Here is a 23,632-nt window from a genome sequence, read left to right as displayed (position 1 = left end):
CTCCTGAAATTCGCTTGGGGCGGAAACCTGCCGGAATGCCGGCTCGTCTCGCAGCGCCGTTCGGGCGGGCTTGAAGCCGCTCTTGGCGAGAACCGTCGGGCGGCGCCGACACCTGTGCCGGGGCCAGAAGCCTTGCTTACCCTGGCAGAAGGCCCGCCGCGTGATAGCTCTCGATGAGCGAGTCAAAGAGGGAGATATTGGAGCGACTCCTCGCGACGATTTGAGCACCGGCGACGGCAGCATAGATCGCGCGAGCTCTTGCCTCACTCTCTTCGGGCTTGATCACCTTCGCAGCCGTCAGTTGCTTGCTCAGCCATGCGACATTGACGTCGGCAAAGGCCTGGACCTCCTTCAATACCGCTTCGGGAAGCTCGTCGTATTCGGTGGCCATGAAACTGCTAAGGCAAATCCTATTATCGCGCTCAAGCGACGCTCGGAAAATATCAGGGTAACGGCGCAAGGCGACGATCGGGCTTTGAGCCGCGGCCGTGATCGCGTCCAGGTCGCGGGCGATATCTTCCCAATAACGCTTCGCAACGGCCTCGCCGAGCGCGGCCTTGTTGGCGAAATAGTAGTTTATGCTGGCGGCCTTGATACCCACGGTTTGCGCCAGATCGCGGAAGTTTATGCCGCCATAGCCGTACGCCATCGCCGCTTCCCGCGCTGCCGTCAGGATCGCTTCCTTCGCATTCTCTTTCATCGTTCTCGCCATATTCGAATGTCACCTACCATATGACAGATAGGGGTTGACAGGACAAGTTTCGAGTCGTAGTCAGTTACCTGTCATCTGACAGGCAGGTGATTTGCCAGCACAAAGCGAGACTCGCCATGACCGACAAACTCAAGCTCTTCACCTCTCCCTCGGCCTTTCCCAATCCGCAGCGTTTGCGCATCTTCATGCACGAGAAAGGTATCGCCGATCGGTTCGATGAGACGATCTACGATATGTCGCCGGTCGGCGAGCAGCGCGGCTGGAAGCACCTCAAGATGAACCAGTGGGGCGAGACCCCGACCCTGGCGCTCGCGGACGGCGCCTTTCTCAGCGAGACCTCCGCCATCGCGCGTTACCTCGACGACACCTTCGACGGTCGCAAGATTATGGGCGCAACGCCCCACGAGCGCGGCCTCGACCAGATGTGGGACAACCGGGTGTGGGTGCACATCCTCTATCCCATTGTCACCGCCTTCCATGTGCTGCACCAGGGTCTCGGGCCGAAGCTGGAACTGACCAGCAATCCGGCGTGGGGCGAGCATTCCCGCAAGGTGGCGCTGACTCACGCCGCGCTTGTCGATCGGCATCTAGCGGACGGCCGCGAGTGGCTGCTGGGCGGCGACGCACCGACCTTCTCGGATATCACCATGGCGACAGCGATCGCCTTCTCGAAGTTTCCGGTGAACGCCACTCCGCTCGACGAGCGCTTCGAGCACATCGATGCCTTCTGGCAGCGTTGGCAGCGCCGGCCGACCTTTCTGGCCGCCTATGCCGACCGGAACAGTGGCGTGCCCGAGCTCGATAATCGGGCCTGAACGCTCACCCCCTCGACCCACCCTCAATCCGAAACTCAATCTGAAGGAGGCTACCATGCCGTTCGCACGTATCGATCTGATCCAGGGTAAAACCCCCGAATACCGCGCCGCCGTGGCCGACATCGTCTACACGGGCATTATCGATATCCTTAAGGCGCCCGACGGTGACCGCTTCGTGGTTGTCGGTGAGCACACCGGCGACAACCTGATCTATGATCCTAAATTTCTCGGCTTCAGTCGGTCCCCCGACTTCATGCTGATCCAGGTGACCAGCACTGTCGGAAACCAGAGAGACACGAAGTTAGCCTTCTACCGGTTCGTCGCCGACGAGTTGAAAACCAAGCTGGCCGTCCGCCCAGACGACATCATGATCAACATGGTCTTTGTGGACAAAGAGGACTGGTCGTTTGGCGACGGCCAGCCCTGGTGATCGGCTGAGTCTGAGCCGTAACGGTGAAGAGGGAGGCAAAGCCTCCTTCGTTCCATCAGGCGGCTCGCATTTATTCGTCGTGGCGAATGCGGGCCGCTTAGGGCTGCCGGCAGCGACCGGGGTCCTGCGGCTCTCACACCAAATCGTCGTGATGGCCCGACTTTGGGATGCTCCCATGCGCCGCAGTGCCTGCCTGAGAAGAACTTTGCTGTCTACATTGGGCTGCATAGAACGAATCCTTCGCGGCGTTGCGCCGCCTCATGGCCCCCGATCGAGATGAACAAGTTCGAGCGGCAGAACAGTTCTGCCGACACCCAGACATTGCCCGACGATATCGCCGAGGAATTGTCGCGGCTTCCGAGCGAGGTCTTGAGCGTCGATGACGCTCCCTCGCTTGCGCCGCCGGCGCCACTGTCGCAGGACGAGGTCCGCACCATCGTCATCAGCCTGATGCTGACGATGTTCCTGGCCGCTCTGGACCAGACCATCGTCGCGACCGCACTGCCGACCATCGGACGTCAGTTCCACGACGTCTCCAATCTCTCCTGGGTCATCACCGCCTATCTGCTCGCCTCGACCGCGGTCGCGCCGGTGTTCGGCACGCTCAGCGACATCTACGGCCGCCGCGTGATGATCATCATCTCGCTCAGCCTGTTCGTCGCGGGCTCGGTGCTGTGCGCAATCACTCCGAACCTGCCGATGCTGATTCTTGCGCGCGGGCTCCAGGGGCTGGGTGGCGGCGGCATCATGCCGGTGGTGCAGACCGTGATCTCCGACGTCGTGAGCCCGCGCGAGCGCGGCCAATATCAAGCCTATTTCTCCAGCGTCTGGATGGTCGGCGGCATTCTCGGCCCGGTCATCGGCGGCGTGTTCGCCGAGCATCTGCACTGGTCGATGATCTTCTGGATCAATGTGCCGCTCGCAGCTGCTGCGATCGCGCTGCTGTTGCCCAGGATGAAGAAGATCCCGGTGTTCCACCGCAAGCGCAAGGTCGACTGGCTGGGTGGCGTGCTGCTGATGGCCTCCGCCGTCGTCTTCATGCTGGTGCTGACTTGGGGCGGCACGCGCTTCCCGTGGCTCTCGCCGACCGTGCTTGCGATGGTGGGCGGAGCCGTCGCGCTCGCGGTCACCTTCGTGTGGCACGCGCGCCGCGCGGACGAGCCGTTCCTGCCGCTGCCGCTGCTCGGAGGATCGGTTGTGCCGTTCGGGCTTATGGCCGGCGGCTGCGCGCTCGGTGCGATCACGGGCCTCACCGTGCAGCTGCCGCTCTATTACGAGGCGGTCTATCATCTCAGCGCCAGCGAAGCCGGCCTTGCGCTGATCCCGCTCGCGGCGGTCTCGACCGTCGGCGCAGCCGTCGCCGGTCGCACCATGGCGCGCGCCAAGCACTACAAGCGGGTCGCCATTGTCGGAACGTCCTGGGCTGCGCTGTGCGGCCTCGGCCTCACCTTGACGACGTTGCCGCTATGGGCGCTGCTGACGCTGATGGCTGCATTTGCGCTTGGCCTCGGCACCACCTTTCCGGTCTGCGTGGTCTCGGTGCAGAATTCGGTCGCCCGTCCGCAGGTCGGCACCATCACCGGCGCGTTGAACTTCTTCCGCTCGCTGATGTCATCGTTCACGGTCGCGGCGTTCGCGGCCATCCTGCTCATCGCGCTCGGTGCCGACGTTCCGCTCGCCGGCGAGCATCACGGCGCCGTCAATGCGATCCCCGCCGACGACATGCGGCATGCGTTCCGTTACGTGTTCGGCGCCGCCACGGCGCTGATGGCCGGCGCCGCGCTCTGCCTGATCATGATGGAGGAGCGCCCGCTGGCCGGTCCCTCCGTCACGCAGCAGGTGGAGATGGCGGAGTAAGGGTTAGCCACCGCGGTCGGGATCGTCGTCGCCATTGCCCGCGCCCGTCTTCCGCGCTTTCGCCGCGAGCTCTGCTTGAGCCGTGCGAGCGCTTCGGCAGACCAATCGCCGACATCTGTGACCGCGACCCAGCCATCGACGTAGTGTTCGGGCGCGTAGACATGGCCAAAACCCATCGGCGTGTTGGTTGCGACCGCCATGTCGAGAGCGAGCTGCAGCATCGTGACGATGGGGTACCATCGCAGTTCCGACGATACGTCAGGCCCGCGCGGCGCGTCCATCCAGGCCGGCGCCCGATAGGCGTCGCCGTAGCCGAAGAATGTGATCGCGTCACTGGCATATTGCAGATAGACCACGCGCATCGGGCCCCAGGGCGTATCCGGCGGCACCGGCGGCCCGTTCTGGTTCATGAAGCGCACGAAGCGGCCGTCGCGGAATTTTGGCAGCCACGCCGGTGATCCTGGATTGCGGTTATCGGTAATCGAGCGCCAGATGCGGCTCTCGAATGGCGCTCCGCTCCATAGTGCGCCGGCGATGGGATCGCCGATTGTTTCGAACAATTCTGCGGATTTTTCCGAGTTCATGGCGCCGAGGCTGAGCCCGTGCAGATACAGCTTTGGCCGCCTGTCCTTGGGCAAGCTCGTCCAGTAGCCGTAGATTTCGGCGAACAGCGCACGCGACGCCTCCGCTCCGTATTCGGGCTGAAACAGCAGCGACAGCGGGCTGTTGAGATACGAATATTGCATCGCGACGCTCGCGACATCGCCATGGTGGAGATATTCCACCGTATCCATCGCGGAGGGATCGACCCAGCCGGTGCCGGTCGGCGTAATGACGATCAGGACCTTGCGTTGAAAACCGTGCTGGCGCTTGAGCTCCTCAAGCGCAAGCCTGGCGCGCGCCTGGGCCGTGTCGCGGCTGCCGAGACCGACATAGACGCGCACGGGATCCTGCGCGGGCTGTCCCGTAACGGCGCTGATCTCTGTCGCGTTCGGGCCCGAGGCAATGAACCGGCGCCCCATGCGCCCGAGTTCCTGCCACTTCACCAGCGACGCAGAACTCCCGGTTCGATCGGGGGCGGCCGGTTGCGGCCGCTCGGGCTCCTGCAGGGCGTCGAGTTCGCGGAAGGAGGAGTCGAGCGCGTTGAACGCGGTCCGGACCAGGACGTTGCTGGCGATCGACCAGAACAGCAGGCCTGCGATCAGCACGCCGAGGACATTGGCGAGCTTCCGCGGAATGACGCGCTTTGTGCGTACGGCGAGGAAGCGGGCGACAAACGCGAACAGCCGGTACAGCACCAGCAGAACGGCGAACGTGATCAGGGCGATGACGCAGACCTTGAGCGGATGCGCGGTCTCGACCGGCATCATCTTCATCACTGTGCGGATCGAATTCTGCCATTCGGCGGTTCGCCGCAGGAAGATAACGACGACCAGCAGGCAACCGACCGTGACCAGCGCATTCGCAATCGATCTCGCCCGCGGCGAAGGTTCGGGCAATTCGAGATAGTGCCATAGCCGGCGCCACAGCACGCCGGCGAAATAGCCGATCGCAAAACAGCCGCCGGCAAGCGCGCCTTGCGTGAGATAGCTCCGAGGAATCAGCGTCGGCGTCAGCGCGGCAGCAAAGAACAGAGCGCCCAGCATGAGGCCGACACCGGACAGCGAGAGCAATTGCCGTCGAACGAGCCAAGCCAGATTCGTCACGGCATCCTCCGGGCGAGTCTATCTCTTGTTCTTGTCTGAAAAACTGCTCTGTCGCGGCAGCCCGATCGTGAATTCCGTGAACTTGCCCGGCTCCGTCGCGACGTCGATGGTGCCGCCGTGCTGCTTGACCACGATATCGTGGCTCATCGACAATCCGAGGCCGGTGCCTTCGCCGGCCGGCTTGGTGGTGAAGAACGGATCGAACATCTTTTCTTTTACCTCGTGCGGAATGCCGGTGCCATTGTCGCGGATGCGGATCTCGATGCTGTCGCCCCGGTCGCGTGTCGCGGCGATCACCACCGGCTCGTAATCGGCGGCGCCGTCATCCGACTTGCGCTTGGCCACCGCGTGGAAGCCATTCGAGATCAGGTTCAGCAGCACCCGGGTGATCTCCTGCGGAAACACTTCCGCTTGCCCGGCCGCCGGATCGAGCTCGCGCTTCAGCGTCACGTCGAACTGCGGCTTCTCGGCGCGGGCGCCGTGATAGGCGAGGTTGAGGCTCTCCTCGACCAGCGCGTTGATGTCGCTCAGCCGATGCTCGCCGCCGCTCTCGCGGGAATGCAGCAGCATGTTCTTGACGATGGAGTCGGCGCGCCTGCCATGCTGCACGATTTTCGCGAGATTGTCCTTCAGGAGCCCGGTCAGCTCGTCGACCTCGCTGCGGACGTTGTCAGCGAGCGGGAGCGGCGCCAGCGCCTCGTTAAGTTCGTCCGTCAGTTCGGCGGAGAGCGATGCAAAATTGTTGACGAAGTTGAGCGGATTCTTGATCTCGTGCGCGATGCCAGCGGTGAGCTGGCCGAGCGAGGCCAGCTTCTCGGTCTGGACCAGCCGGTCCTGGGCAGCGCGCAAATCGTCGAGCGATTTGGCGAGGTCCCTGGTGCGGTCCTGCACCTCGTTGAACAGGCGCGTGTTCTCGATGGCGATCACGGCCTGGTCGGCAAAGGTCTTGAGCAGGGCGATCGCCTTGTCCGGGAAGGGACCGGCCTCCGGCCGCGTCACGCCGATGGTGCCGATCGCGACGCCGTCGCGGAGCATCGGGATCACGAGGATGCTGCGATAACCTCGCGTCCGCGCCAGCTCTCTCATGGCGTCCGTGAGATCGGGCTCGTTCTGCATGTCGCTGCGGAATGCGAACTCTCCGCTTCTTGCCACGCGGCTGTGAATGCCGGACGCCGACAGCGGCGCCGGGAACGAGCTGAGCAGCTCTTCGTTGCCGGCTGCGTTGTCGGTGCTGAAGGCGGCCAGGTGCAGCAGGCCGTCGATGACGCGCGTGACGGTGGAGGAATGTCCGCCGACCAGGGACTTGGCGCTGTCGGAGATCGCCTGGAACACCGGCGTCACATCCGCGGGCGAGGCCGCGATCACCTTGAGGATGTCGGCGGTCGCGGTCTGCCGTTCCAGCGCCTCCCTCGTGGTATTGAACAGGCTGACATTCTTGATCGCGATCACCGCCTGGTCGGCGAAGGTCTGCAGCAGCCGCACATGATGCTCGCCGAACGCGCCGGTCGCGCGCCGCGTGGCGATGATGATTCCGATGGCCTCGCCGTCGCTCATCAAGGGCGCGAACAGCATGCTGCGGTAGCCGCGGGCGCGTGCGATGTCGCGAGCCGCCGGTTCGACCTCGGTGTCGGGCAATTGCGCCGCTACACCATCGGCGACGAGCTGGTAGGGCGGGAATTGCGCGAATGGCACCGGGAACGAGGCCTGCAGCACGCGATCGCCGGCGGGATCGGTCGGCGTGAACGCCGCAAGGTGCGCGGCGCCGCCGATATAGCGCAGCACCGCCGTGGAGAAGCCGCCGATCAGCCGGTTGGCATTGGCGGCAATGGCATCGAACACCGGCTGTACGTCGGACGGTGAAGCGGCCATCACTTTCAGGATGTCGGCGGTGGCGGTCTGGCGCTCGAGCGTCTCGCGTGTCTTGTTGAACAACCGCGCATTCTCGATCGCGATCACCGCCTGGTCGGCAAAGGTCTGGAGCAGCTGGACGAGGTCGGCTGCGAACGCGCCGGGCTCCGCGCGCGTGACGCTGATCATGCCGACGGGCGTACCCCGATTCATCAGCGGCATGAACAGCACGCTGCGGAAGCCGCGCAGCCGCGCAAGGTTCCGGTTCAGCTCCGGGACCTCCGCGGCTTCGCTATCTGGAAACTGGATCGTCTCGCCGCCACGCACCAGCGCGAAGGTCGGAAAGTCGGCAATCTTGCGCGGGAACGACGCCTTGAGCCCTTCGTCCGCCTCGGGGCTGGTTGGTGTGAACGCCACGAGGTGGAGCTCGTCCTCGATGAACTGAAGCACGGTGGCCGAGAAGCCGCCGAGCAAACGCCTGGAGCTGGACGCGATCGCCTCGAAGACCGGCCGGGCATCGGACGGAGAGGCCGCGATGGTGCGCAGAATCCCGGCACTGGCGCTCTGACGATCGCGCGCAGTCGCAAGCTCGCTTCGAAGCTGCGCGTTTTCGGCTGCTGCCGACTGCAACAGGCGCTCGAATTCCTCGATGTCGTCGGAAGGGGTGGTCATTCGCAATCCGGCTTGCTGCCGCGACATGCGCGGCACCAACGCGGATTATCACATCTCCTGCGGCCGGAGCCAGCGTCCGCGACAGCGAGTTTTGTGGCCAGAATCCGGCCAGTTTTACGTGCCCGGCCGCGACACCTCGGTCTCCTTGCTGGTGATGAACTCCAGCAGCACGGGAACGCCTTCCTGCGTCTTCTGGATGCCGCGCCTGATCGCGGGGATGATGTCCTCGGGTCTCGTCACCCGCTCGCCATAGCCGCCGAAGGCGCGTGCCATCGCGGCGTAGTCGCCGGAAATGTCGGTCGACCGATATTTCTCGGTCGAGACCGGCATCACCTTCAATTCGATCGCCATCGAAAAATTGTTCAGCAGGATCGACATGATCGGGATGCGCTCGCGCACCGCGGTCTCGAAATCCATTCCGGTGAAGCCGATCGCCGCGTCGCCCCAGACATTGATGCAGAGCTTGTCGGGCTTTGCGAGTTTCGCGCCCATTGCGAGCCCAAGACCGTAGCCGAGTTGCGTCGTCTTGCCCCAGCCGAGATAGGTGAGGGGCTCGACCGACTTCCAGAACGGCGAGAGCTGGTCGCGCGGACTGCCGGCATCGTGGGTGATGATCGTGTTGCCCACGTCGACGGTGTGTTGCAAGTCCCACAGTACGCGATAGGGGCTCAAGGGCGCATCATTGCTGGTGAGCTTCGGGATCCATTTCGCCAGCCACTCCTTGTGCGAGGCCGCGATCTCGGCTGCCACCGCCGATGCGTCGCGATCCGCGGTGACGGTCTTGCCGATTTCCTCCAGCAGCGCGTCGAGCACGAGCCCGGCATCGCCGACGAGGCCGATCCTGGCTTCCACATCCTTGTTGAGATGGTTCGGATCGAGCGTCGAGTGGATGATGGTTTTGTCTTTCGGCATCGCAATGCCGAAGCTTGTTTCAGTGAAGGAGCAGCCGATGCCGAAAATGACGTCGGCGTCGGCCAGAAACTTCGGCACCGCGCGCGGCACCGCAAGGCCGCCGGAGCCAAGCGAGAGTGGATGCGTTTCCGGCAAGGACGATTTGCCCCCAAGGCTGGTGGTGACGGGAATGGCGAGCCGTTCGGCCAGCCGTTTCAACTGCGGCCAGGCCTGCGCGTAATGCACGCCCTGGCCGGCATAGATCACCGGGCGCTTGGCGTTGACGAGCAGGTGGGCCGCCTCCTTCACATGAACGGGGTCCGCGCCGTAGCGGGTGCGCAGCACAGGCGTGTAGTTCAGCGGCTCCGGTACATCTTCGTTCCACATGTCGGCGGGGATCTCGACGATGACAGGCCCGCCGCGGCCGTTTTTCAGCTTGGTGAAGGCGCGGCGAAAAATGTTGGCGACTTCCGCGGCGAGGATGATCGGTTCCGACGATTTCGAAAACGCCTTCATCGCCTCGCTGGAATTGAAGTTCGGCTCGATATGCGCAAGCCTGCGCTGATAGCCCATCGGCAGCACCAGCACGGGAACGGATTCGCCGTAGCATTGCGCGACGCCGCCCATCGCATTCTCCGCACCGGGGCCATGCTGCATGCAGAACGCGCCGATCGAGCGTCCCGATGTCACCCGCGAGATCGCATCCGCCACGTGGATGCCGACGCGCTCCTGCCGTACCATCACCGGCCGGATATCGGCCTTCGCCGCATGCTCGATCAGATGGTTGACCGGATAGCCACAGAGGATCTCGATCCCCTCGCGCTTCATGATTTCCGCAATCGCGGTGCCGAGCTTCATGGCGTCTCTCTCCCTGGGGCAGGCCGGTTGGTCCGGCTGATTAGGGGAGAGAGGATCAGGAAATTGGCGTAGGGTAAAGCACAGCTCGATGCCCGCGGAGGTAGGTCAGCCATGCAGCAGGCTGCCGTAGCCCGGATGGAGCGCAGCGCAATCCGGGGCCGTTCCACCGGAAAGACCAATGACGAATTTCGCTGCGCTCCATCCGCTACGACTGCTACTTGCAGCTTTGGCAGATCATCAGCTTGCGTTTCAACGCCTCGTCTTCTTGATCAATCAGTTGCTCAGCGGCGCCTTTAGCACCCGGATCGGCTCTGGACCCCTTCGCCGTGCGAGACCTCACCGGCGGGACTAGCAGGCTCGAGGTGTCATTGCCGTCGCCGGCGCCTACGCTGAAGCCATCGTAGTCGACGGCCGGGTTCGGCGCCGATGGAAGCCCGCCGATGACCGGCGGCGAAGCCTCTCTGATGGATGCTGCCGGCGGAGGTCTGGAATTTTTAGCGCCCGCATGCGGCGGCGATGCATTGGGCGGAGAAAGCGAAACCGGCGGCGCGGCCGAAGTCTGTCCTCGCGCGCTGTCCTGCGACCAGACGCCCACAAAGATGAGGCTGAAAGCCAAAAGCATCACGCTTCTCATCCGCATCCTTCAAGCAGCTGTGGTTGGTGGATTGACGTGTGAAGGGTATCAGGACTCACATCGTCCTCAAAGCGCCGCAGCCCGGATTTCGTAGCCGGGAGTATGGTTCACAAAGCGTGACCGGCCCGCCGCGCACCAAGCCAGGCGCGGTCAAGTCAAAGAGGAATTTAACGCTTGCGCCCTAACTTGCGCTCGCCATGAGTGACCAGGTCGTCCACAGCGAGGTTCAACCGTTTTCGGCGCGTGCGGCGCTCCCTTGGCTGGTGAGCCTTGGCGTCTATGTCCTGCTGCTGATCCTTGGACCGCGGCTGCTCAATGATCCCGACAGCTATTCTCATATCGAGGTCGGGCGCTGGATCATCGCGCACGGCACGCTGCCGGCGAGCGACCCATTTTCCTTTTCGAGGTACGGCGCCCCCTGGATCACCTTCGAATGGCTCTCGGAGATCATCTACGCCGGAGCTTACGCGCTTGCCGGCTGGCAGGGCGTCCTCGTCGTCGCCGCCGCGGCGATAGCACTCGCCTTCGGCCTGTTCACGTTCTTCCTGCTGCGCGAGCTTTCGCCAATCCACACGCTGCTCATGGTGATCGCGGCCGTCATCCTGTTGGCGCCGCATATGCTGGCGCGGCCACACGTGCTGGTGCTGCCGTTGATGGTGACCTGGGCGGCTGCCCTGGTACGCTGCATGGATCGTGGTGGACCTCCGCCGTATTGGGCTCTTCCGCTGCTGGTCGTGTGGGCCAATCTGCACGGCAGTGTGGTGCTGGCGCTTGGACTGATCGGGCCAGCGGGGCTCGAGGCGCTGCTGCGCGAGAAGCGCAGCGAATGGCCACGCGTATTCCTGCGGTGGCTGCCATTCACGGCGCTTGCGGTCGCGGCGTCCTGCCTGACGCCCTACGGGCCGGAACCGCTGCTGATGCCGCTGACCACACTCGGCCTCGGCCCCGCGCTCGGTTGGATCGCGGAATGGCGGCCGCAGGATTTCAGCCACATAGGCTTCTTCGAGTTGCTGCTGCTGGTCGGCATCTTTGCGCTCTCGCGTGGCGTGACGCTGCCGGTCGTGCGGACCCTGGTCGTGATCGGCTTGCTGCATTTCGCGCTGGCCCAGATCCGCAATGCGGATCTGCTGGCCATGCTGGCGCCGCTTTATCTGGCGGCTCCACTGGGGGGGAAGTTCGGTGGACCGGTTGGGGAAGATGCCGCCGGCTCGTCGCGCGGCCTGAACCTGGTCGCGCTCGGTGTGTTGATCGTGGCGAGCGGGGCGACACTGGCCCGTGATATACGGCCGGCTCCAGCCATTACCCCTCAGGCTGCCATCGCTGAAGCCAAACTCGCCACGGCGGGACACGTGCTCAACGATTATTCCTTCGGCGGCTATTTGATCTTTGCCGGCATTCCCACCTTTATCGACGGTCGCGGTGAACTGTACGGCGGAGCGTTCATCAACCGCTACAATCGCGCCCTGGCGCTGCTCGATCTCGGCGACTTTCTCAAATTGCTCGACGAATACAACATCGGCGCGACGCTGCTCGCGCCGGGGACGCCCGCGATAGCGATGCTGGACCGGCTGCCCCAATGGCAGCGCGTCTACAGCGACGACGTGGCGGTCGTGCACAAGCGGCGGGACATGCCGCAAAGATAGATCAAGCGGTCCCGAAGGCGGCGTATTGGCCGCCGAGCGGCACGCCGCTCAGGGTCGCTTCGAGGCGCCGCGCCGGCCTTGTGTCCCAGGGCAGCAGCAGGAAGTGGCGCGCACCGATCTCGTGCAGGCCGCCGGAAGCCATCAATTTTCGGATTGTGCCGGCCCCGAGCAACACGGCGTCCCGGTCGAACTCACACCGCGCGACGGCAAGGCGCGTCAGCGGATTGTACGGATTGTGCTCGATGACGCAGACGAGTCCCCCGGGACGCGTCACGCGCCGCATCTCCGCGATGAATTGCGCCCATTCGGTTGGCACGACGTGGTGCATCACGCAGACGGCCGTGACCAGATCGAAGCTGGCATTGTCGAAAGGAAAGGTGCGGCCGTCAAACTCGCGGTAGTCGACCCTGCCGTTGTCAGCGCGTGCCTGCGCCAGGCTGGCCGAAGAAACGTCGATACCGCTCAAGCGGCCGACCATGCCGTGCAGCAGGGGATGAAGGCTGCCGACGCCGCAGCCGACGTCCAGCATATCCGGCCTCTCCGTGTCGAGCCGCTGCGCGATCAGATTGCCCAGGAGATCGGCCTTGGCGCGCATGAAGAAATGATGCGGCAAGCCGGAGAAGTCGATCGAGGATTGGACCACGTCACGGTAGTTGTCGTGATAACCGTCGAAGAGTTCGGTCATGCGCTGGGTCACTGGTTGACGGCGTGGATCGCGGGTGCGGCCGCCGCCTCGTTGCGGTCGAAGCCGGCGCGGGTCTGCACGACGTAGAGCGGGCGACGTTTCACCTCGGCGTGGATGCGGCCGACGTAAAGCCCCACGATACCCGTCATCAGCATGTTCATTCCACACAGCAGGGACACGACGACCATCGTCGAGGACCAGCCGGTGACGAGATGACTATCGTTGCTGAGCCACAACAGGATCACCCAACCGCCGTAGAGCAGTGCGAGTCCCGAGACCGTCAATCCGCACCAGATTGCGAGCCGCAAGGGCAGATCGGAAAAGCCGAGCGCGGCGTTCATCGCGAGCCGCACCATCTTGAACAGCGGATATTTGGTCTCGCCCGCTGCACGCTCGAGGCGGTGGAAGGTGACCTCGGCCTGCCGGAAGCCGAGCCATGCGATCATGCCGCGTACGAAGCGGTCCTGCTCCGGCATCTGCCGAAGCGCGTCGAGCACCTTGCGATCGATCAGGCGGAAGTCGCCGACATCGGCGGGGATGCCGACCGAGGACATCCTGCCGAGGAGCCGGTAGAACAGATGCGCAGTCGCGCGCTTGAATCGGCTTTCGCCGTCGCGCGACAGGCGGCGGGCGTGGACGATGTCGTTGCCTTCCTGCCATTTTGCGATCAATTGCTCGATCACTTCGGGCGGATCCTGCAAATCGGCATCCATGACAATGATCGCTTCACCTTGCGCGGCGTCCATGCCGGCGGTGATGGCGATCTGATGCCCGAAATTTCGCGACAGGCCGATATAGCGAAAGCGCGGGTCGCGCGTGGCGAGCGCCTGTAGCACGATCGAACTGGAATCGCTGCTGCCGTCGTCGACGAAGATCGCCTCTGCCGGCCCGTCGAGCTGGGACAAGACCAGGTCGAGCCTGCGCAGCAGCACCGGCAGCACGGCTTCCTCGTTGAACACGGGGATGACGAGGCTGTAGCGGATCGACTGGAAATTGGCCGCCATGCGAGAGAGTCCAACTCGTTGCAGGAGCGGAAGTCTATGCCGGCGGTGGTTAAGGTCGCCTTGCCACAACCATTAAGGATATGGGGGACCGGGGGTGGCTTCCATTGAGTCGGCGCGGATGGTGATGCCCGATTAACCACGCTGGGCAGCCGCGGCTTTGGCCCAGGACTTGCGACTTAGGACTTACGGCGTATCTTGTAGAGAACAAATCGCTCCGAGGTGTCCAGCGCTTCGAGCAGATCCGGCAGCGGGTTTGCGACCCGCGGCCCGAGGACGTAGAGATAGTCGTAATCCTGGTGCCAAGTGCGGACGAACGGCGGAACGCCAGCCGGCGACCGGCTTGCCGCAATCGCGGTCAGCACGCCCAGCGGCACCGGCCCCCCGTAGGGAATGGCAAGACGGCGCACATCCTCGCGGGCCCGCACGGGCTGCTTGCCCGCTTCCGTGAATAGATTGGGCACGAACGCGTTGGCATAGTGCACGGCGAGCGTAGGCGCATAATACATCGGATAAGAGGTGAGGTCGGCGAAGGGCGGGTCTCCATTGTCGTCCGTGCTGGCGACGAGAATGCGCGAGCCGCGATCGATCTTGTGGAACGACGCGACGATGGCCGCATAGTCGGTGCGGTAAGGCAACCACACCGCGAGCACGACGGCGAGATTGATCAGTATGACGCCACTGATCGCGGCGAGCGCTGCCATTCTCCATGTCCGGCTGGGCAGCGTCAGCGAGCAGAAGGCCGGCAGGATCAGAGCCGCAGCGGGGATCACGCGAAGGTCGACGAACGAGGTTCCGAACAGCTTCGAGGGAATGACGACGTAGAGCAACGCGAAGCCGATCGCGAGCCAGATCCCGGCTGCTTCGAGCTTGAGGACGCCGCGTCTTGCGGTGAAAAACAGCGCGATCATCAACGCCAGCCCGGTCGCCGCCGCGACCGTCAGATTGTAACCGTTCATGATGCGCAACGGCCAGATCGGCTTGAATTCGAGGAACCAGCTCGTTCCTTCGCTTCCGATCGATCCCGCGGTCATGCGCATAATCCCAAACAGGGCAAGCGCCGGTATGGCCAACGCGCCGAGCCGCGCGGCGGCGACCCCGTACGAAATTCGCCCATGGCGGATGCGCGAGAGCTCGTAGAGCCCGAGCGTCGCGCCATAGATGCCGAGGGAGAAGAAATGCGCCGTAAACAGCGCAGCGACGAACACCATGTTGACGACGAAACGCAGTGGCCATGGGCGTTCCGCGAGCGTCAGATAGATGGCGATGCCGCAGAGAGCGAGGCCCAGTCCGAACTCGAAATTCACAAAGCCCCAGCTGAACGGCAGACAGTAAAGGAAAGCGAGCGCCGCAAAGCCGGCGAGATGGACCCGTCCCTTCCGGGCCCATTCGAGCAAAAGCGCGCCCCCGACGATTAGCAATTGGCTCAGGAGCAGAAACAGCCGTGTGGCGCTCTCGACGCTGATCAGCCGTGCCATCTGCGGGACCAGCAGATCCATTCCAAGGTTGGGATAGAATGCCCAGGCCACTTCGTAATGCGGATTGGCGTTGGGGGTGCCGTTCTCGCTCAGAATATACATCCGGGCGAGGTGATTGGGATAGTCGACCATCGCGGGGATAGGCGTCAGCAGCACCGGAAGAAACGACACGGCCGCCAGCACGGCAAGAACGGTGATCGCCACCGACCGGTCCGAGCCAAGACGAGCCCGGATTGTCGAGGTCGGCTTGTCGGAAGGAATCATGTCATCGGGCCGCTGCAGTTTGAGCTTACGCTCTACGATGGCGCAGCCGCACGACACAACGCCATAATGCGAACTTCGCGAGAATCAAACAGGGGTCGCCGCCGCATCGGAAAGAGGAGCCCGTCACCCGGCGCGTTGCACGCGGACTCGTGCTGACGAGATTGCGGCCTGCCTATGCCGGCTACTTCACCGCCGCGCTGATCGAGTTGAATTTGCCGCTCAGGAGTGCGCTGCCCGTATTGTTCACGGCCGCGATGATCGCAAACGCGATCCCGGTGGCAATCAGACAATACTCGATGGCAGTGGCACCATTTTCATCGGCAAGAAATGACTTGAGCAAAGTCATCGTCAACTCCTGTTCATCCGTCCAACTTAGGCTGGTGCCGTTTTCGGAATGGTAAATTGATTCACTAATTTTCGTGGGCGCGTCAAAACGCAGGTGGATGGTCCTCACCTGCCGTTTGATATGGTGTCATCGATTGACTTAAGGTTTCGTCACCCAATTCGGACGCATTTGGCGATGTCGTCATCGCGTCTCAGGACGAGATCTGGCGTTCCGGCGCGGCCTTGCCGGGGCGTTTCAGCACTGCTGCCAGGCGTCCGACCAGATAGCTCATCGCCCACGGCTGCGCCCGCGCGGAGCGGCCGGCGGGGCTTTCTTCCTCGGCCGCGTCGTTGACGATGCCGATGTAGTTTTTTCTGGCGTCCTGCTGCTGCACGAGGCTGTGAATCCCGAGTCTAATCAGGGGCGAGCATGCTGCGCTGAGCGGGTACCGGCGGTTAATTTTGTCTTCCGTAGGATTACGTGCCGCCGCCGGCCGCAGGTGGACGCTGAAAGCGCGGGCTTGGCTTAACGGATTGTTGAGCCTGTTCTCGAGCGGGGCGCCGGGCTCACTTGCGCCGACCGTCCGCATTCAGCGCCCGTAACACCGCGATGCGGGCGAACATCATCCAGCCGCCGCCGGTCTCGGCTGCGTTGATCAGGGTTTCGATCGCGATCTGCCAGTGGCTCGCGTGCTGCGTATCCTCGGGCAGTCGCATGATGTGATCGGCAGCTTCTTGCAGCGTCCGCAGCTTGCGCCCGCCACTTAACGAAATGGGTTCGTCGAACGCGGTCGACCAGGGCATGTCAGGTCGGCCGATCGGCGAGGGGAGGCATCACGGCGTAGCCGCTGGTGCGATGCTGCTAGCCGGCCTTCTTCGCCCGCGCCTGCGCGCGCACCGGCTTGTCGGCCTTTTTGGGAGCGGCTTTCGCAGCAACGTCCTTGCCGCCCTTGCCGGCAATCGGCAGCAGCATCTCGCGCTGGCCTTCGACGCGCTTCTTCGCCTTCTTGCCCTTGACCGTGTCCTTGGTCGCATCCCTGGCCACCTTCGCCGCGGGGCCTGCGTCCTTCTCGTTCGCGATGCTCTTCTTCAGCGCGTCCATGAGGTTGATGACGTTGCCGCCGGTCTTGGGCGCGGCTTTCGCGGTGATGGGCGCGCCGCTGCGCTTCTTGTTGATGAGGTCGATCAGCGCGGTCTCGTAATGGTCCTCGAACAGCTCGGGCTCGAACGCGCCGGACTTCTTCTCGACGATGTGCTTTGCAAGGTCGAGCATGTCCTTGGTCAGCTTCACGTCCTGGATGTCGTCGAAATAGTCCTTCTCGCCGCGCACCTCATAGGGGTAGCGCAGCAGCGTCCCCATCAGGCCGCTCCCGAGCGACTCCAGCGCGATGATGTGCTCGCGGTTGGTCAGCACCACGCGGCCGATCGCGACCTTGTCCATGCTCCGGATCGTCTCGCGGATCACCGCAAAGGCGTCGTGGCCGACCTTGCCATCGGGCACGAGATAATAGGGGCGGATCAGATAGCGACTGTCGATGTCGGTCTTCGGTACGAACTCGTCGATCTCGATCGTGTGGGTGGACTCCAGCGCGATGTCGTCGAGCTCGTCCTTGGTGACCTCGATATAGGTGTCTGTGTCGACCTTGTAGCCCTTGACGATGTCCTCCGAGGTCACCTCGTCACCGGTCTCGGCGTCGACCTTGAGGTACTTGATCCGGTGCCCGGTCTTGCGGTTGATCTGGTTGAACGAGACCTTCTCGGTATCCGAAGTGGCCGGATAGAGCGCGACCGGGCAGGTCACGAGCGACAAACGCAGAAAACCCTTCCAATTGGCGCGGGGGGCCATGGGCTACTCCAAACGCAACGGGGACAGAACACGAAGATACCATCGGGGAACAACGAATCATAGCAAGGCGGTTCGCTGAATCTTGCAACTGCGTTAACCGGCCGCCCGGCGCGCGGTTGCAGCCTGATCCGGCCGCAAAGGCCGGAACATCATATCCCATCATGCGTTGCCACGGGACATTCCGCCGCGAGGAGTCGCGGCCATCCGACGCGACGCCCAGAAATTGAGGTCACCATGGCAACCACGCGAGACCAACGTCAGATCGTGGAAACTCCAACCGAGGCGCGCCAGGGCGAGCCCGGGCCGTCGGTGGCGGCGCTGCTCGCCATATCCACCGGGCTCGCGATCCTGATCCTCGCCGTCATCTGGTTCGTGTTCTTCCGGACCTGATCGGCAGATCGACCGGACGGTTCGCACCTTCCGACTCGCCGCGTAACGCGGCACATTGCGCCCGCCATGCCGCCGGTTCGTCCGATGGCCTGGCGGGCGCAGTGCGTTGACCGCGAACAGGTCGGATATGACCAAAAAGTAACGCGGCCGGTTCCCCGTGTTCATATTCAGTTCACGCCGGAATTGCTCATCTGTGCGGGTGTTCATGCGGCCTAATCCTGGAGAGAAGCGTGCGCCTGCTCGTCGTTGAGGACGACCCCGATCTCAATCGCCAGCTTACCAAGGCGCTGACCGACGCCGGATATGTCGTCGATCGCGCCTTCGACGGGGAGGAGGGGCATTATCTCGGTGACAACGAGCCCTACGACGCCGTGGTGCTCGACATCGGCCTGCCGAAGAAGGACGGCATCTCGGTGCTGGAAGCCTGGCGGCGCAACGGCCGCACCATGCCGGTGCTGATCCTCACCGCGCGCGACCGCTGGAGCGACAAGGTCCAGGGCTTCGATGCCGGCGCCGACGATTATGTCGCAAAGCCGTTCCACCTGGAGGAGGTGCTGGCGCGCATCCGCGCGCTGCTGCGCCGCTCCACCGGCCATGCCCAGAGCGAGCTGAGCTGCGGCCCCGTCACGCTCGACACCAGGACCGGACGGGTCAGCGTATCAGGCAATCCCATCAAGATGACCTCGCACGAATATCGGCTTCTCGCCTACCTGATGCACCATTCGGGCCGCGTCGTGTCCCGCACCGAGCTGGTCGAGCATCTCTACGACCAGGACTTCGATCGCGACTCCAACACCATCGAGGTCTTCGTCGGCCGCATCCGCAAGAAGCTCGACGTCGACATCATCCAGACCGTCCGTGGCCTCGGCTATCTCCTGACCCCGCCGGCCCCTGGCGCTTGAAGCGCGGTGTCTCGAACTATCTTGTCTGGACGTATCTTGGCTTGACGGGCGGCCCGGCAGAGGCCTTGTTCGGGTCATGAGTTCCGACGCCATGCCACCCCGCGCCTCCGGGATCATTCCGATGCCCGCCAGCTCGCTCGCGAACCGCCTGTTCCTGTCGGCGACCGCGTGGCTCGTGGTGATCCTGGCCATCACCGGCGTGGTGCTGTCGTCGGTCTACAAGAACGCCACCGAGCGCGCCTTCGACCGCCGGCTCAATCTCTATCTCCGCACGTTGATAGCGGAGGTCGCCACCCCCGACGAGCCGCCGGACCGCCAGTTCCAGTCGCTCGGCGAGCCTCTGTTCGAGCTGCCGTTGTCCGGCTGGTATTGGCAGATCACGCGGACCGACACCGAAAAGCCGGAGGTGCGGTCCTCGCGCTCGCTTTGGGACAAGAAGCTGCCGAAGCTGGAAGAGCAGGGCACCGAGCTCACCGCCGCCGGCATCCGGATCGCTTATGTCGACGGTCCCGAGGGACAGAACCTGCGGATGGTGGAGCGGCCGGTCGATCTTGGCGCGGACGGCAAATTTCTCGTCAGTGTCGCCGGCGACGATACCGAGATTTTCGACGAGACGCGCAGTTTCGATTACTACCTCGGCGGCACCTTCACCGCACTCGGCATCGTGCTGCTGCTGACCACCGTGTTCCAGGTCCGCTTCGGCCTCGCGCCGCTCAAGCGCATCTCCGAATCCATCGCCGACATCCGGTCCGGGCGGGCGGAGCGGCTCGAGGGCGAGTTCCCGGTCGAGATCGCGCCGCTGGCGCGCGAGACCAACGCGCTGATCGACGCCAATCGCGAGATCGTCGAGCGCGCCCGCACCCATGTCGGAAATCTCGCCCACGCCATCAAGACGCCGCTCTCGGTCATCGTGAACGAGGCCGGCGCGCATGCCACCGATCCGTTCGCGGCAAAGGTGATGGAGCAGGCCGACGTGATGCGCGACCAGGTCGCCCATCATCTCGAGCGCGCGCGCATCGCGGCGCGGGTCTCGGTCGTCGCGACGGTGACGGAGGTTGCACCGGCCATCGAGGCACTGCGGCGGACCATGGAGAAGATCCACCGCGGCCGCGGCATCGTGGTCGAGGCCGAGGCCGATCCGTCGGCGAAATTTCGCGGCGAGCGGCAGGATCTGGAGGAGATGGTCGGCAATCTCGTCGACAACGCCTGCAAATGGGCGGCCTCGCGGGTCTTCATCGAAGTTCTAGTGGAAGCGCCCCATCAGACGAGCGCCGGTCCGCGGCTGCATATCGTCGTCGACGACGACGGCCGCGGCCTGTCGGAGGCCGAGCGCGCGCAGGTCTCACGGCGCGGCCAGCGGCTCGACGAGTCCAAGCCGGGATCTGGGCTTGGGCTGTCGATCGTGACCGAGCTCGCTGCGCTCTACGGCGGCAGCCTCTCACTTGGCCGCGCGCCGACCGGGGGGCTGCGGGCGGAGCTGGTCCTCCCCGGAATATAATGCCTTGTTCCGACATGACTATTTGGCCTGCGGCACGTCGATCCGGACGAAACCCGGGGTATTCGGAGCGACTTCCTAAACGGCTTCTTAAGTGGGCCCACCTATGATCGGGCAGGACGGATCCCACGTCCGCCATTTTACCGTTCATTACCCGGGCGCATGAGCCAGACATCGATCGAGCGGCTGAGGGAATATCTCGCGCAGCTCCCGCCGCAGGCGCAGGCGCTGCTGATGCGGGAGTTCGAGCGCGCGCTCGAGCGTGGCCAGGACACGGCCGTGGCAACGCTCGTGCTCGACCAACTGCGCAAGATCGTCCGCAAGACGGAAGCCGACGCGGCCCCACCGCCGCGTACGGACGATCTGTCGCGGCTACTGTTCCAGGTGCTGGAACCATTCCTGGTCGAAGCGGGCGCCCCGATCCGGGCCGGGCAGATCCGCCGCTCTTCGCTGGCTCCGATCTGGCAATGGCTCGGCCGCGACGGTGCTCCGGCCAAGCTGAGCGAATTCGAGGTGGCGCTAGCGCGCATGCCGGCCGACAGTGCAGGGCAGGTCGAAGCGCTGGCCTCGAAGCTCCAGGCGGTCGCCGCGGATGCCATCTTCGAGCTAACGGGGCCGGGCGGGGGTGACAAATCGCGTGCGCTCGCCCGCGTCGGTCCGCCCAACGTGATCGAGGATCTCTATTCGACCGGGGCGGTGCTCGCGGTCCGCGACGCCATCGCCGCCTTGAACGAGAAGCTGCCGCGCTCTTTGCGCGCCTTCAGCGATGCCCAGATCGCCTCAGTGACTGCCGCGCTCAACATTCCCGTCCTCCAGACGCCGCAGATGCTGCCCTTCGCGCTCTCCATCGTCACGCAGCGGATGACCGCGCCATGGCAGATCATCCGCCTCGCCATCAAGATTGCCGCGTCCGACGACGAGATCCGTGTCGCGGCAACGCCCTATGGCGTCGCCGTCACGATGGCGCTGCATGATCTGTCCTGCGTGGCCGCCATCCTGCGCATGGACATCAAGCGCGGCCATTTCGACAATGTCGCCGGCAATCTCAAGACGCTGCACGACGGCGTCCGAGGCCTGCGTACCGAGCTCGACCTGCGCAACGATTCCGCCTGGGGCAAGCAGTTGACCTCGATCCGGGCCGACATCTCCAACGCGCTGCAATCCGAGATCGACAGTGTGCCCGGCCGCGTCCGCCGCATCCTGCGCCAGCGCGCCGAGAAGGACATTCCGCCGGGCGCGCGGATCGACAGCACCGAGGTCGAGGAAGCCGTGGCACTGATCGATTTCGTCGCGACCTGTCGCAATTATGCGAGCGAGCTTGCGATCAACGAGGTGACGCTGCGCACCTATTCCGACCTCCAGCAATATGTCGAGCGTTCGACCGAGCAGCTGGTGCAGTCGCTGCGTGGCGCCGATCACAAGGTCCGCACCTATCGGCAGCAGCAGGTGCAGGCCGCGATCCGCTTCTGCCAGGTGCTGTTCGGCGATGATTATGCCTCGCTGATGAGCCGCGCCGCGGAGAACGCGGCCACGGGCGAGCGCAAATCGTCGCGCGCGAGCTGATCCAGGCACATATTTTGTGATCACAATTTCAGGTTGACGGTGTCGGTGGCCGGCCCTACGGTCGCCGTGCAAATTCTTGATATTTCTATCTGTGGGCGCATGAAATCCGTTATCAGTTCCATCGAAATCGAGAATCGCGTCGTCGTTGCCAAATATCAAAGGCTGATGGTCGGCGCGAAGGTGGTGCTGGTCGAGAAGGCAAGCGGTCGCCAGTTTCCTGAGACCGTCACCAGGGTAGCATCGCCCGTTCCCGTCGGGGCGTTGCGCATCAGATTGCCCGATGCAATCGAGCCGGGAACATACTTCCTGAAGGCCTTCAACGGGCATGGCGAGGACGCCGCTCAAAGTGCGGACTTCGAGATCGGCTAAGTCGTTGGATTTTCACCATTTCGGGACTGTGCGCGGTCGCGCCGAATTGACAATTGTCAATTGCCGCATCATCCGGCCGTGGTGTAAAGCCACCTGTGGGCGCGGCTTGCGCGCCGCCGGAAGCTTGCCAGATGACGCTATGGTTCGTGTTCGCGCTGATGACGGTCGCGGCGATCTTCGCCGTGCTTTTGCCGCTCGGCCGTAGCGGACGCGCGCAAAATCAGGGCAGCGAGGTCGCGGTCTACAAGGACCAACTCGCCGAGATCGAGCGTGATCTTGCCGCAGGGCTGATCGCAGCGCCCGAAGCCGAGGCCGCGCGCGTCGAGGTCAGCCGCAGGTTGCTCGCCGCGGCCGGCAGCGAGCAAGCAACGGCGCCGAAATCCAGCGTCAAATGGCGCCGAGCGGCGGCCGTGCTGGCGCTCGCCGGCCTGCCGCTGGTTGCGATTGGTGTCTATGTGCCGCTCGGCTCGCCCAGGCTTCAGGACTTTCCGCTGGCGCAGCGGGAGCGCGGATCCGGGTCCGGCATGGCGCAGTCGCTCGAGAATCTGGTCGTGCAGGTCGAGCAACATCTGGAAAAGAATCCGACCGACGGCCGCGGCTGGAACGTGATCGCGCCCGTGCTGGAACGGCTTGGTCGCTTCGACGACGCGGTGCGCGCCTATCGCAACTCGCTCACCTATAATGGCGAGAGCGCGGAGCGCCGGTCCGATCTCGGCGAAGCGATGTCGGCCGCCGCCGGCGGCGTCGTGACCGCCGAAGCCAAGGCCGAGTTCGAGCGCGCGCACGCGCTCAGCGCCGACGACCCCAAGGCGAATTATTTTCTCGGTCTCGCCGCCGAGCAGGACGGCCGCAAGGACGATGCCGCCAATATCTGGCGCGCGCTGCTGGCGAAAGCGCCGGCGGATGCGCCCTGGCGCCCTCTGGTGCAGACCTCGCTCGCGCGGGTCGGCGGCGGTGGCGCTACGATGCCGGCGCTGTCGGATGAGACGCTCGCAGCTTCCAAGGACATGAAAGAGGGCGATCGCAACGCGATGGTTCGCGGCATGGTCGAACGGCTCGCCACGCGCCTCAAGCAGAACGGCGACGACGTCGAGGGTTGGCTGCGCCTGGTGCGCGCCTATCTCGTGATGGGTGATCGCGACAAGGCGGTGGGGGCATCGACCGATGCCCGCCAGGCGGTTGCCAATGATGCAGCGCGGTTGCGCCAGCTCGATGAAGGCCTCAAGACACTCGGGCTCGACGGATGACG

At 64.1% G+C, this 23,632-nt stretch carries 22 protein-coding genes; 10 read left to right on the top strand and 12 right to left on the bottom strand.

Annotation, left to right across the window (positions count from 1 at the left end; genetic code table 11):
* Positions 1-136: 136 nt before the first annotated feature.
* On the bottom strand, positions 137-700 hold the full coding sequence (locus AC0L3P_RS04925) for a TetR/AcrR family transcriptional regulator (protein WP_473301146.1): 564 nt from the start codon (positions 698-700) through the stop codon (positions 137-139).
* A 128-nt stretch (positions 701-828) separates the two neighbouring features.
* On the opposite strand from AC0L3P_RS04925, the gene AC0L3P_RS04920 reads away from it, so the two are divergent.
* The 3 genes from AC0L3P_RS04920 (at position 829) to AC0L3P_RS04910 (ending at position 3,814) form a co-directional block, all read left to right on the top strand.
* On the top strand, positions 829-1,527 hold the full coding sequence (locus tag AC0L3P_RS04920; protein ID WP_473301145.1) for a glutathione S-transferase family protein: 699 nt from the start codon (positions 829-831) through the stop codon (positions 1,525-1,527).
* Between the two features lie 55 nt (positions 1,528-1,582).
* Complete coding sequence (locus tag AC0L3P_RS04915; RefSeq protein ID WP_473301144.1) at positions 1,583-1,957, top strand: tautomerase family protein; 375 nt, start codon at positions 1,583-1,585, stop codon at positions 1,955-1,957.
* 276 nt (positions 1,958-2,233) lie between these two features.
* Positions 2,234-3,814 (top strand): MDR family MFS transporter, encoded by a 1,581-nt coding sequence (locus tag AC0L3P_RS04910; RefSeq protein ID WP_473301143.1) that lies wholly within the window; start codon positions 2,234-2,236, stop codon positions 3,812-3,814.
* On the opposite strand, the gene AC0L3P_RS04905 is transcribed toward AC0L3P_RS04910, so the two are convergent.
* The 4 genes from AC0L3P_RS04905 to AC0L3P_RS04890 form a co-directional block, all read right to left on the bottom strand.
* Positions 3,697-5,520: an alpha/beta hydrolase gene (locus AC0L3P_RS04905; RefSeq protein ID WP_473301142.1), complete on the bottom strand. Its 1,824-nt coding sequence runs from the start codon at positions 5,518-5,520 to the stop codon at positions 3,697-3,699. The two genes, AC0L3P_RS04910 and AC0L3P_RS04905, sit on opposite strands and share 118 nt — an antisense overlap.
* An 18-nt stretch (positions 5,521-5,538) precedes the next feature.
* On the bottom strand, positions 5,539-8,040 hold the full coding sequence (locus AC0L3P_RS04900; protein WP_473301141.1) for a GAF domain-containing sensor histidine kinase: 2,502 nt from the start codon (positions 8,038-8,040) through the stop codon (positions 5,539-5,541).
* A 114-nt stretch (positions 8,041-8,154) separates the two neighbouring features.
* The gene (locus tag AC0L3P_RS04895) at positions 8,155-9,873 is read right to left on the bottom strand and encodes a thiamine pyrophosphate-requiring protein (protein ID WP_473301177.1); all 1,719 of its coding nucleotides are present in this window, start codon (positions 9,871-9,873) and stop codon (positions 8,155-8,157) included.
* 130 nt (positions 9,874-10,003) lie between these two features.
* Entirely contained in the window at positions 10,004-10,423 is a 420-nt protein-coding gene (locus AC0L3P_RS04890) for a hypothetical protein (protein ID WP_354056176.1), read from the bottom strand.
* A 197-nt stretch (positions 10,424-10,620) separates the two neighbouring features.
* Here AC0L3P_RS04890 and AC0L3P_RS04885 point away from each other — a divergent pair, with 197 nt between their 5' ends.
* Positions 10,621-12,066: a hypothetical protein gene (locus AC0L3P_RS04885; RefSeq protein WP_473301140.1), complete on the top strand. Its 1,446-nt coding sequence runs from the start codon at positions 10,621-10,623 to the stop codon at positions 12,064-12,066.
* A 1-nt stretch (position 12,067) separates the two neighbouring features.
* Here AC0L3P_RS04885 and AC0L3P_RS04880 read toward each other — a convergent pair whose 3' ends face one another.
* The 7 genes from AC0L3P_RS04880 to ku all read right to left on the bottom strand — a co-directional run bounded on the left by AC0L3P_RS04880 (position 12,068) and on the right by ku (position 17,664).
* Positions 12,068-12,751, bottom strand: a complete 684-nt coding sequence (locus tag AC0L3P_RS04880) for a class I SAM-dependent methyltransferase (protein ID WP_473301139.1) — start codon at positions 12,749-12,751, stop codon at positions 12,068-12,070.
* 8 nt (positions 12,752-12,759) lie between these two features.
* Positions 12,760-13,755: a glycosyltransferase family 2 protein gene (locus AC0L3P_RS04875; RefSeq protein ID WP_473301138.1), complete on the bottom strand. Its 996-nt coding sequence runs from the start codon at positions 13,753-13,755 to the stop codon at positions 12,760-12,762.
* A gap of 176 nt (positions 13,756-13,931) precedes the next feature.
* Positions 13,932-15,494: a hypothetical protein gene (locus AC0L3P_RS04870; protein ID WP_473301137.1), complete on the bottom strand. Its 1,563-nt coding sequence runs from the start codon at positions 15,492-15,494 to the stop codon at positions 13,932-13,934.
* A gap of 181 nt (positions 15,495-15,675) precedes the next feature.
* Positions 15,676-15,840, bottom strand: coding sequence for a Flp family type IVb pilin (locus tag AC0L3P_RS04865; RefSeq protein ID WP_275167744.1), 165 nt, complete (start codon positions 15,838-15,840; stop codon positions 15,676-15,678).
* Between the two features lie 190 nt (positions 15,841-16,030).
* Positions 16,031-16,213 (bottom strand): hypothetical protein, encoded by a 183-nt coding sequence (locus AC0L3P_RS04860; RefSeq protein ID WP_354206769.1) that lies wholly within the window; start codon positions 16,211-16,213, stop codon positions 16,031-16,033.
* A gap of 172 nt (positions 16,214-16,385) precedes the next feature.
* Positions 16,386-16,622 (bottom strand): hypothetical protein, encoded by a 237-nt coding sequence (locus tag AC0L3P_RS04855; protein WP_354206767.1) that lies wholly within the window; start codon positions 16,620-16,622, stop codon positions 16,386-16,388.
* 58 nt (positions 16,623-16,680) lie between these two features.
* A complete protein-coding gene (gene ku / locus AC0L3P_RS04850; protein WP_473301136.1) occupies positions 16,681-17,664 on the bottom strand; it encodes a non-homologous end joining protein Ku in 984 nt (327 codons plus the stop codon).
* Between the two features lie 234 nt (positions 17,665-17,898).
* Between ku and AC0L3P_RS04845 the strand changes: the two genes are divergently transcribed.
* The 6 genes from AC0L3P_RS04845 to ccmI all read left to right on the top strand — a co-directional run bounded on the left by AC0L3P_RS04845 (position 17,899) and on the right by ccmI (position 23,630).
* Positions 17,899-18,054 carry a hypothetical protein gene (locus tag AC0L3P_RS04845; RefSeq protein WP_007593402.1) on the top strand — a complete coding sequence of 52 codons (156 nt, stop codon included), beginning with the start codon at positions 17,899-17,901 and terminating at the stop codon, positions 18,052-18,054.
* 230 nt (positions 18,055-18,284) lie between these two features.
* Entirely contained in the window at positions 18,285-18,956 is a 672-nt protein-coding gene (locus tag AC0L3P_RS04840) for a response regulator transcription factor (protein ID WP_247349962.1), read from the top strand.
* A 121-nt stretch (positions 18,957-19,077) separates the two neighbouring features.
* On the top strand, positions 19,078-20,454 hold the full coding sequence (locus AC0L3P_RS04835) for an ATP-binding protein (protein WP_473301135.1): 1,377 nt from the start codon (positions 19,078-19,080) through the stop codon (positions 20,452-20,454).
* Between the two features lie 159 nt (positions 20,455-20,613).
* Positions 20,614-22,014 (top strand): hypothetical protein, encoded by a 1,401-nt coding sequence (locus tag AC0L3P_RS04830; RefSeq protein WP_473301134.1) that lies wholly within the window; start codon positions 20,614-20,616, stop codon positions 22,012-22,014.
* A 99-nt stretch (positions 22,015-22,113) separates the two neighbouring features.
* Positions 22,114-22,383 carry a hypothetical protein gene (locus AC0L3P_RS04825; protein WP_354057503.1) on the top strand — a complete coding sequence of 90 codons (270 nt, stop codon included), beginning with the start codon at positions 22,114-22,116 and terminating at the stop codon, positions 22,381-22,383.
* A 131-nt stretch (positions 22,384-22,514) separates the two neighbouring features.
* Positions 22,515-23,630 (top strand): c-type cytochrome biogenesis protein CcmI, encoded by a 1,116-nt coding sequence (gene ccmI / locus AC0L3P_RS04820; protein ID WP_354056159.1) that lies wholly within the window; start codon positions 22,515-22,517, stop codon positions 23,628-23,630.
* The last annotated feature ends 2 nt before the right edge of the window (positions 23,631-23,632 follow it).

The organism is Bradyrhizobium sp. WSM4874 (genome assembly GCF_055811835.1).
The sequence above is the reverse complement of the archived record's forward strand: the minus strand, read 5'-3'. Positions and strand labels throughout refer to the sequence as shown.

Excerpts from the sequence above, each read along its gene's own strand:
- AC0L3P_RS04925 (WP_473301146.1), bottom strand. The coding sequence starts at position 700 with ATGAAAGAGAATGCGAAGGAAGCGATCCTGACGGCAGCGCGGGAAGCG.
- AC0L3P_RS04920 (WP_473301145.1), top strand. The coding sequence starts at position 829 with ATGACCGACAAACTCAAGCTCTTCACCTCTCCCTCGGCCTTTCCCAAT.
- AC0L3P_RS04915 (WP_473301144.1), top strand. The coding sequence starts at position 1,583 with ATGCCGTTCGCACGTATCGATCTGATCCAGGGTAAAACCCCCGAATAC.
- AC0L3P_RS04910 (WP_473301143.1), top strand. The coding sequence starts at position 2,234 with ATGAACAAGTTCGAGCGGCAGAACAGTTCTGCCGACACCCAGACATTG.
- AC0L3P_RS04900 (WP_473301141.1), bottom strand. The coding sequence starts at position 8,040 with ATGACCACCCCTTCCGACGACATCGAGGAATTCGAGCGCCTGTTGCAG.
- AC0L3P_RS04890 (WP_354056176.1), bottom strand. The coding sequence starts at position 10,423 with ATGAGAAGCGTGATGCTTTTGGCTTTCAGCCTCATCTTTGTGGGCGTC.
- AC0L3P_RS04885 (WP_473301140.1), top strand. The coding sequence starts at position 10,621 with ATGAGTGACCAGGTCGTCCACAGCGAGGTTCAACCGTTTTCGGCGCGT.
- AC0L3P_RS04880 (WP_473301139.1), bottom strand. The coding sequence starts at position 12,751 with ATGACCGAACTCTTCGACGGTTATCACGACAACTACCGTGACGTGGTC.
- AC0L3P_RS04875 (WP_473301138.1), bottom strand. The coding sequence starts at position 13,755 with ATGGCGGCCAATTTCCAGTCGATCCGCTACAGCCTCGTCATCCCCGTG.
- AC0L3P_RS04870 (WP_473301137.1), bottom strand. The coding sequence starts at position 15,494 with ATGATTCCTTCCGACAAGCCGACCTCGACAATCCGGGCTCGTCTTGGC.
- AC0L3P_RS04865 (WP_275167744.1), bottom strand. The coding sequence starts at position 15,840 with ATGACTTTGCTCAAGTCATTTCTTGCCGATGAAAATGGTGCCACTGCC.
- AC0L3P_RS04855 (WP_354206767.1), bottom strand. The coding sequence starts at position 16,622 with ATGCCCTGGTCGACCGCGTTCGACGAACCCATTTCGTTAAGTGGCGGG.
- ku (WP_473301136.1), bottom strand. The coding sequence starts at position 17,664 with ATGGCCCCCCGCGCCAATTGGAAGGGTTTTCTGCGTTTGTCGCTCGTG.
- AC0L3P_RS04845 (WP_007593402.1), top strand. The coding sequence starts at position 17,899 with ATGGCAACCACGCGAGACCAACGTCAGATCGTGGAAACTCCAACCGAG.
- AC0L3P_RS04835 (WP_473301135.1), top strand. The coding sequence starts at position 19,078 with ATGCCCGCCAGCTCGCTCGCGAACCGCCTGTTCCTGTCGGCGACCGCG.
- AC0L3P_RS04830 (WP_473301134.1), top strand. The coding sequence starts at position 20,614 with ATGAGCCAGACATCGATCGAGCGGCTGAGGGAATATCTCGCGCAGCTC.
- AC0L3P_RS04825 (WP_354057503.1), top strand. The coding sequence starts at position 22,114 with ATGAAATCCGTTATCAGTTCCATCGAAATCGAGAATCGCGTCGTCGTT.
- ccmI (WP_354056159.1), top strand. The coding sequence starts at position 22,515 with ATGACGCTATGGTTCGTGTTCGCGCTGATGACGGTCGCGGCGATCTTC.